The 6,178-nt window shown below is 43.9% G+C and carries 6 protein-coding genes; all 6 read left to right on the top strand.

Going from position 1 to position 6,178, the window contains the following annotated elements:
• Positions 1-895 (top strand): flagellin (locus L8S15_RS02380; RefSeq protein WP_280571950.1); only part of this gene is annotated, 895 nt, incomplete at its 5' end.
• A 751-nt stretch (positions 896-1,646) separates the two neighbouring features.
• Positions 1,647-2,777 (top strand): flagellin, encoded by a 1,131-nt coding sequence (locus L8S15_RS02375; RefSeq protein ID WP_280571949.1) that lies wholly within the window; start codon positions 1,647-1,649, stop codon positions 2,775-2,777.
• Positions 2,778-2,857: 80 nt separating this feature from the next.
• Positions 2,858-3,283, top strand: a complete 426-nt coding sequence (gene flaG / locus L8S15_RS02370) for a flagellar protein FlaG (protein WP_010439312.1) — start codon at positions 2,858-2,860, stop codon at positions 3,281-3,283.
• Positions 3,284-3,305: 22 nt separating this feature from the next.
• Positions 3,306-5,333: a flagellar filament capping protein FliD gene (fliD, locus tag L8S15_RS02365; RefSeq protein ID WP_010439314.1), complete on the top strand. Its 2,028-nt coding sequence runs from the start codon at positions 3,306-3,308 to the stop codon at positions 5,331-5,333.
• Between the two features lie 3 nt (positions 5,334-5,336).
• Positions 5,337-5,642, top strand: a complete 306-nt coding sequence (locus tag L8S15_RS02360; protein ID WP_010439316.1) for a flagellar protein FliT — start codon at positions 5,337-5,339, stop codon at positions 5,640-5,642.
• A 12-nt stretch (positions 5,643-5,654) separates the two neighbouring features.
• Positions 5,655-6,065: a flagellar export chaperone FliS gene (fliS, locus tag L8S15_RS02355; RefSeq protein ID WP_004736194.1), complete on the top strand. Its 411-nt coding sequence runs from the start codon at positions 5,655-5,657 to the stop codon at positions 6,063-6,065.
• Positions 6,066-6,178: the final 113 nt, after the last annotated feature.

Here is a 6,178-nt window from a genome sequence, read left to right as displayed (position 1 = left end):
TGCAATGAATGAGACGACGAACATCCTGCAACGTATGCGTGATTTGTCTCTACAATCTTCAAATGGCTCAAACTCAAAATCTGAGCGTGTAGCGATTCAAGAAGAAGTAACAGCACTAAACGACGAATTAAACCGTATCGCAGAAACCACGTCTTTTGGTGGTAACAAACTGCTTAACGGTACTCACGGTACTAAATCATTCCAAATCGGTGCGGATAACGGTGAAGCGGTAATGCTTCAACTGAAAGACATGCGTTCTGATAACGCTCAGATGGGTGGTAAGAGCTACCAAACTGAGAACGCGAAAGACAAAGACTGGAACGTTCAAGCGGGTTCTAACGACCTGAAACTATCGTTCACCGACAACTTCGGCCAAGCGCAAGAAATCGACATCAACGCAAAAGCGGGTGACGATATCGAAGAGCTAGCAACGTACATCAACGGTCAACAAGATTCTGTGAAAGCGTCTGTAACTGAAGACGGTAAGCTACAAATGTTTACTGGTAACAACAAAGTTGAAGGCGAAGTGGCGTTCTCAGGTAGCCTAGCGGGTGAGCTTGGTATGCAACCTGGCAAAGACGTAACGGTTGATACTATCGACGTAACGTCAGTGGGTGGTGCACAAGAGTCTGTAGCAGTAATTGATGCGGCACTTAAGTACGTAGATAGCCACCGTGCTGAACTGGGTGCTTTCCAAAACCGTTTCGACCACGCTATCAGCAACTTAGACAACATTAACGAGAACGTTAACGCATCTAAGAGCCGTATTAAAGATACCGATTTTGCGAAAGAAACGACTCAGATGACTAAGTCTCAGATCCTTTCTCAAGCTTCAAGCTCGATTCTTGCTCAAGCGAAGCAAGCACCGAACTCGGCACTTAGCCTACTCGGTTAATCGATTGAAAGGCCACGTTGACCCATGACCCAATGCGTTAACGTTTGGTTTCCACAAATTAGCTCGTGGTGAGAGATGAGCGCTAAACAGACCCAGCTTCGGCTGGGTTTTTTATTGCCTGTTATTTGGGAAAAGTGCGCTGTCGGTGAACAGGAGTAAAAGCGAGATTCCCTATCACGTTCGTTCCTCACTGTAGGGAATGACGGGGATAGAGTGATGATGATTTCACAGCATTGCGAGATGAGCACTGTTGGCCGAGTGCATAATGTTTCAGTTTGAACAAAGGTATTTGTCGTCATTCCAGAACCGAGTAGAACGAGGTATCAGGAATCTGTTTTTTAATTGAAGCGTTGTTCAATATCTCACTTACCACAGTGACCAATGACGAGTGGTTCATAAATTAATGGGACATCTGCCGTCATCCTAGAATCGAGTAGAACGAGATATCAGGGATCTGCTTTGGTTTTTATGTGCAAATCGACACTTATAAATGAGCGAAGATACGAAACTTTAGCGGATAATGCACTATTCATTGAATCCCGATCACACTTTTCTTTGTTGTTGAAAATAATGCGAAAAAAAATGCATTTTTTATTAAAGCTTCTAATTAAGGGGCCGTTAAAGGGATTGAGAGAAATGATATGTACCAATGTAAGGTGAGAGAGACACTGGTATATAAACAAATTGATATGTATTTGTGTGAGGTGAGAGTCACATAGGTGCATTAAAAAATGCCTAAAGGAGATCAACTATGGCGATTAATGTAAGCACAAATGTGTCTGCAATGACGGCTCAGCGCTACCTAAATAGCGCGGCTGAAGGTACTCAAAAATCAATGGAGCGTTTGTCTTCTGGCTATAAAATCAATAGCGCAAAAGATGATGCTGCAGGCCTACAAATCTCTAACCGCTTAACGTCGCAAAGTCGTGGTCTAGATATGGCTGTGAAAAACGCGAATGACGGTATCTCAATTGCACAGACTGCTGAAGGTGCAATGAATGAGTCAACTAACATTCTGCAACGTATGCGTGACCTTTCTCTTCAATCTTCAAATGGTTCAAACAGCAAATCTGAACGTGTTGCGATCCAAGAAGAAGTCTCGGCTCTAAACACAGAACTTAACCGTATTGCTGAAACGACCTCTTTTGGTGGTAACAAGCTTCTTAACGGTACTTACGGCAGCCAATCTTTCCAAATCGGTGCAGATTCTGGTGAAGCAGTAATGCTAACGATGAACAACATGCGTACCGACACTCAAGAGATGGGTGGTAAGAGCTACGGTGTTACAGAAGGTAAAGATGCTTCTTGGCGTGTAGGTGCTGGTGCTGACTTAACGATCAAATACAATGATAAGTTTGGCGAAGCACAAGAGTTGTCTATTTCTGCGAAAGAAGGCAACGATATCGAAGAGCTAGCAACTTACATCAACGGTCAAAGCCAAGATGTCAAAGCGTCTGTTGGTGAAGGCGGCAAACTGCAACTTTTCGCTTCAAGCCAAAAAGTTGAAGGCGATGTAGAGTTCGGTGGCAGCCTTGCTGGTGAGCTAGGTATCGGTGCTGGTAAAGACGTTACTGTTAACGACATCGATGTAACATCGGTTGCTGGTGCAAATGAAGCAGTATCGATCATTGATGGCGCTCTGAAATCAGTGGACAGTAACCGAGCTTCTCTTGGTGCTTTCCAAAACCGTTTTGATCACGCGATCAGCAACTTAGATAACATCAACGAAAATGTTAATGCATCGAAGAGCCGTATCAAAGATACCGATTACGCGAAAGAAACAACGGCTATGACGAAGTCTCAAATCCTACAACAGGCGAGTACTTCCATCCTAGCTCAAGCGAAGCAATCACCATCAGCAGCTCTAAGCTTATTGGGCTAAACTTACTTAGGTAAGTAGCGGTAAACTCTACCCAAGTAGAGTTTTACTGTTTGGCTCATAAAGGAGGGAGGGAGAGTGTTATGGAAATTCCATCCAACGCATCGAACATCCAGCCTTATGGCTCACCTAATGGCATTAAATTTGCAAGCGATGAAGGTAGTAGTGCGTCGAGCATTTCACGACTAAAAGAAGCAACATCTTATGGCAAGGTAGATAAATCGAAAGAGGAGGCTACCGAAGCTGCGATTCAATTAGCTCAACATCGACAAGAGTTAAATGATGAAGAGCGAGTCAAAATGGTGGAGAAGGTAAACGAGTTTATCTCCTCTCTCAATAAAGGTGTGGCTTTTAAGGTCGATGAAGAATCTGGGAGAGATGTGGTTACGATTTATGAGACCACAACCGGTGATATTATTCGCCAGATACCTGATGAAGAAATGCTTGAAATTCTAAGACGCCTAGCAGCCCAAAACTCGAATAGTAGAATATTTGAGGTGAAGGTTTAAGTCGTATTATTGAGGTGGTTTAATGAGTTTTGGCCCAATGGGGATTTCGTCTGGCATGGATATCAATTCCATGGTCAGCAAAATTGTTGATTCTGAGCGTGTACCTAAACAGCAAAGAATCGATAATGAACGAACGCGAATTGATACCAGCATTAGTGCCTATGGAAGACTTAGAGAATCCCTTGATTCGATGAAAAACCTGATGACAAATTTTCGTCAGGAAAAAGCTTTTGCTGTGCGAACAGTCGAAAGTACCGATGAAGCTCTTGTTTCTGCAACAGCGACTACTGAAGCGATCGCTGGCAAATACGCCATCGATGTGTTGCAGCTTGCCCAGAGCCATAAAGTAGCTTCTGATGTGTTATCAGAAGACATGAAATTTGGCCCAGGTAAGCTGCAGGTTTCGCTCGGTGATGATAGCTTTGATGTGCAAGTCGGCGACAGATCGAAACTTATCGATGTCGTTCGCAGCATAAATGGCGCAGATAGCAATCCAGGCGTTCGCGCATCTATTATCAATGATGTCGAAGGCCCACGACTTATTGTCGCCTCAAACCAGTCTGGTTCAGATCAGCAGATCAGCATTAATGTAGAGTCTGATGCTGCTAACCCTCTCAAAAAACTCGAATATAAAACTCTAGAAGAGCGCGTGAAAGCACTAGAGAAAGCGCGCCTTGCTGCACAAGATGTTCTTGCTCTAACCCCTGCAGGAAAAACGGTTGAAATCATCGATGAAGCGATCGCTAACGATGACCCAAATGCGAGTGAAAACCTCGATGAAGACGGAAACATAATTCCCGCAACTCAATCCGATTCTACCTCAGATGTTGACCGAGACTCTCAAAGTCTCAGTTACGGTGAGCAAGCCGCAGTTGACGGTCAGGCTGCTTTAGATGCAGCTCAAGCTGCTAAATCGGTGATGCCTGAAGACAATATTCCAGGCTGGACTGAAACCGCTTCTGGTACCCTTTTAGATTCTTATTACACACCAGAACTCGAGCTTGATGAAAAAGCGATTGAGAAAGCACCTGATGTGCCAGGGTGGTCAAATGCTGCCTCGGGTACTCTGACTGACTCATACGTGACACCAAAAGAAGCCCAGCAAAAGCTAGAAGCTGAGCAAGCGCGTATCGAAGAGAAAATTTCACAAGAAAAAGCCGATCTCGCTGAAAAAGTTCAAAAAGGCGAATTGACCGCTGAGCAAGCCAAAACAATTGAACGTGCGAAATTAGAACCTGAAGAGCGTGAGCTTTTAGAGCAAGTCGATAAAGTGCAAGCTGACCTTGCTCAAGCTCAAGAGTCTTTTGATACATACAGTGGCATGACTGAGGTCCAAGCGGGACAAGATTCAATGGTCGTCTTGGATGGCGTTGCTCAACTGTCTAGTAACAACAATGTGATTGAAGATGCCGTAGAAGGTATCGACATTACAGTGAAGGGAAAAACACCGAAAGATAAGCCACCGGCAGAAATTGGTGTTGAGTACGACCGTAATAGCGTTCGCCAAGACATAGAAGCTTTCGTAAATTCTTATAATCAGTTTTATCAAGTCTCTAAAAACTTGGCGGGTGTTGATCCAACAACCGGCCAAAAAGGGCCGCTTTCGGGCGACAGCACGGTACGTAACGCTGATTCGCGATTGAAAGGTGTGTTTTCGTCAAGTATTGAAGGCGCGCCTGATAACTTAAAATCTTTGACCGAATTTGGTATCACTACGACAAGACAAGGCTCGTTAGAGATAAACTACGACATGCTTGACCGTCAACTGAACAATAACTTTGACAAGCTAGGTGAGTTCTTTGGTGGTAACAACGGATTCGCCAAAAAAGTGGAAGATGCGATTCAAGGTATCACAGGTATCACCGGCTCTATCCGCACTCGTGAGAAGAGCCTAGTTGAGCAAAATTATCGCTTGGCTGATGATCAAGGTGCATTGGATCGCCGCATGGACAGCTTAGAGAGTCGCACGCACTCTAAGTTCACTGCAATGCAAGATGCAACCAGTAAGATGCAATCTCAGCTGGGTAGTATGATGAATGCATTAGGTTAGTAGATGAACAATCAGCTTCAAGAGCTTTGTGAACTGGATCAACTAATTATCTCTAAACTCGAGTTTAGCGAAATTAACGCTGAAGAAATAACGCAGCTTGTCGATAACAGAGAACAGTTATTGCAAAACGTGCTTCAATTCATCGACTCACACCCCGACGTTAAGCAAAGCTCTGAATGGTTTGAAGCCATTACCAGAACCAGAAAATTAGTCGAATTGATGCAGTCTGAGACGAGTAGAGTAGGCAAGACCCTGCACAAATATCGTCACGGTGCTAAATCAGTTCAGCAATACAAAAAGTTTTTATAGAAGAGGTTTACTATGCGCGGTTCTTTACAGGCATATAAAAAGGTATCAGTGGATAGTCAGCTAACGGCTGCTTCACCGCATAAAATTGTGCAAATGTTAATGGCGGGCGCTATCGAGCGCTTGATTCAAGGCAAAGCGGCAATGCAAGCGGGCAACATCCCGGTGAAAGGGGAGCGACTTGGTAAGGCTCTAGATATCATCATTAGCCTACGCAGTTGCCTATCTATGGACGACGGTGGCGACATTGCAAAAAATCTAGATCAACTTTATGAGTTCATGATCACGCAAATTTCTGCGGCAAATCACAAAAATGACCCACAGCCTATTGATGATGTTATCGATATTATCCGCGAAATTAAGAGCGCTTGGGACCAAATTCCGAACGAATATCACAACTTGACCTCTGCTGACGTAGGTATTTAAAGAAAAACTGCAGTTCTAACCAATTTCATATCCTTCAATTGGTTGGTTGCCTTATTTTTTTAATCAAATAAAATAGAAGCCATTAGATAGCCTAATGGCTTTTTTCGTTGCTG

The sequence above is a fragment of the Vibrio sp. S/42/10 genome (genome assembly GCF_029890535.1).
Classification (GTDB): Bacteria; Pseudomonadota; Gammaproteobacteria; order Enterobacterales; family Vibrionaceae; genus Vibrio; species Vibrio cyclitrophicus.
Note: the sequence above shows the minus strand (reverse complement) of the source record. Positions and strands in the feature narration are given on the sequence as shown.

Excerpts from the sequence above, each read along its gene's own strand:
- flaG (WP_010439312.1), top strand. The coding sequence starts at position 2,858 with ATGGAAATTCCATCCAACGCATCGAACATCCAGCCTTATGGCTCACCT.
- L8S15_RS02360 (WP_010439316.1), top strand. The coding sequence starts at position 5,337 with ATGAACAATCAGCTTCAAGAGCTTTGTGAACTGGATCAACTAATTATC.
- fliS (WP_004736194.1), top strand. The coding sequence starts at position 5,655 with ATGCGCGGTTCTTTACAGGCATATAAAAAGGTATCAGTGGATAGTCAG.
- fliD (WP_010439314.1), top strand. The coding sequence starts at position 3,306 with ATGAGTTTTGGCCCAATGGGGATTTCGTCTGGCATGGATATCAATTCC.
- L8S15_RS02375 (WP_280571949.1), top strand. The coding sequence starts at position 1,647 with ATGGCGATTAATGTAAGCACAAATGTGTCTGCAATGACGGCTCAGCGC.